We start from the raw sequence: 2431 nt of genomic DNA, 5'->3' as shown, positions 1-2431 counted from the left end.
TAGCAGGAGACCTGCTATTATGGCTAATACATTTATATTGGATATTATCTTTTTCCATTCCAAGTGTGGCTTTTCGGAGAGCATTGTGCTGCAGTGTGTCCAGAGAAATATCAGTTGTACAGACATAAATGCGCATGAATACAGTACATAGTCGGAACCCAGAATAGCACTTACAAGTGGGATAATCATATTTCCCGAGTTGGAATACATGACAGTTGCACATCAACTGGGGTCCAGTGCAAAAATTTCCTTCCGATATTTATAAAAATCAACAGCAGAACATGTATAATAACTGCAATGACAGCGGAAAATAACAGTCCCTGCAGTTTTTCTTTTGTAAAATCAATCTCAAATGAACCAATTATGGCACAGGGCATCACCAGGTATACCACGATGATAGATAATATCCGGCTGTCAGATGATTTTAAGATATTTTTGTTGACAAGAATAAAACCAAGCAGGATCATAATAAAAAAGTTAATAAGCTTTCCGAGCAAAATTATACTTATCTGCATAGCGATTACCTCTTTTCGTTTCTGTATTATAATACTATTCCTCTAAAAAAACATCCCTGAATGCTGACTTGTCAAAAATGAATGAATGCGATAAAATATGTGCAATTTGTAGAGAACTTGTAAATAGCATCCAAAATAAGGAGAGATGACATACTATGAATTCGCGTAAAAACCATAACAAAAAGCTTATGTTGCCGGTTCTCATTTTTCTGGTTGGCTGTCTGGTTTTGACAGTAGTTTTATATCATTCATATAGATCAAATTATAAACAGGTACGGAATGTCACAGCGCTTAATGCCACAACATATGCAGAACGACTACAGAATGACATGAACCGTGGAGTTGCAATTACAGATACACTTGAAGAGATAGCAATCAGCGAAAATGGGAAAATTGACAATTTTCAAAAAGTTGCTCGGGATCTGATGGCAGATTTTATTCAGAGCATACAGATTGCGCCTGACGGTGTTGTCACAGATATATATCCGGAGGCAGGGAATGAAGCTGGAAAGATAGATTTGATGCATGATGAAAGTCGTGGAGAGATATGCCGCTATGGAAGAGATAAAAATATAGTCACGATGCAGGGTCCTTTTGATTTAAAACAGGGGGGCAGGGCATTGCGATTAGAAATCCTGTANATCTGGAGGGGGCAGATGGCTCTCCAGTATTTTGGGGATTTACCATAGTAATTATACGTGTTCCGGAGATATTTACAGAATCAATTCAGGCACTCACAAAATTCGGTTATGATTACTCCCTGACAAAGACAGTTTCCCCTTTGTCTGATGATACAGAGATAGTATCATCATCCGGCAATATTATGAAGAATCCGATTACATTTGAGTTTGAATTTTGCGGCAGTCTATTTGATTTTGAGATAATGCCTGCTGATGGCTGGAGTCATGGGTGGAATGTATTTCCGCAGCTGTTTTTGGGAATATGTGTTATTTTGCTCTTAACTGGATTAACGGTGGTCATCCTTGTGATTGAGAGACATCGAGATACATTAAAAAAAATGGCGATAACAGATCCGCTGACCGGACTCTTGAATCGTAAGGGGTTTGACGAACAGCTCAAAAAGGTTATGCAGGGCGATCTTCATATTCATTGCGTGGGTATACAGATGGATATTGATGATTTTAAATTTATAAATGATATGTATGGTCATGTAGTTGGAGATGCCGCACTGAAAAGTCTTGCACAGGACATACAGAGCTATTTCAATGATAATTCTATTATTTGCAGAAATGGCGGTGATGAGTTCTCCGCCATTCTGGTTGACACAACAGAGGAAGAGGCAAGAAAGAAAATAGAACAATTTACTCTTCAGCCACGGCATATAACATATAATGGTGGGGAGCATCCATTTTACATTTCTCTTGGGTATGCAGAATATCCAAAAGATTGTGAAGATGTTTCGGAGCTTATCAGATGCGCGGATATGGCACTTTATGCGGTAAAACTTCATGGAAAGCATAATTGCAGTCCTTATCGAGGAGCTTATAAGATGCAGCACAGAAGCCAGCTTGGGTTTGCACTTCAGGATGTATCAAAGAATCTTCCGGGAGCTTTCCTTATATATATAGCTGATCCTGAAAATGATAATATTTTATTTGCAAATCGTGAACTGATAGAATTTGCTGGCTGCAGGGATTTTGATGATTTTCTGGATTACACAGATCATAGATTCAGAAACCTGGTCCATCCAGACGAACGGGATTCTGTTGAGACCAGCATCTGGAAACAGATTGATGCAAAGACCAGTGGAAATAATGACTATGTAAGGTTCCATTTTGCAAAAAAAGATGGAACATATCTTCCTGTTCTTGATCACGGAAGAATAGTGGAAAACCGTTATTATGGAAATGTATTCTACGTTTTGATCATGGACTGCGCTCTGGTTGAATCTTATT

At 38.4% G+C, this 2431-nt stretch carries 2 protein-coding genes; one reads left to right on the top strand and one right to left on the bottom strand.

Annotated features, from left to right (window positions below; all coding sequences use genetic code 11):
• Positions 1–185: 185 nt before the first annotated feature.
• Positions 186–467: an AEC family transporter gene (locus CCU_RS14935; protein ID WP_442852323.1), complete on the bottom strand. Its 282-nt coding sequence runs from the start codon at positions 465–467 to the stop codon at positions 186–188.
• 1033 nt (positions 468–1500) lie between these two features.
• On the opposite strand from CCU_RS14935, the gene CCU_RS14085 reads away from it, so the two are divergent.
• Positions 1501–2431: sensor domain-containing diguanylate cyclase (locus CCU_RS14085; protein WP_243440870.1), on the top strand; the 931-nt coding region annotated here is incomplete at its 3' end.

Source organism: Coprococcus sp. ART55/1, assembly GCF_000210595.1.
Lineage (GTDB): Bacteria > Bacillota > Clostridia > Lachnospirales > Lachnospiraceae > Coprococcus > Coprococcus aceti.
This window is presented reverse-complemented; position numbering and strand designations above follow the sequence as displayed.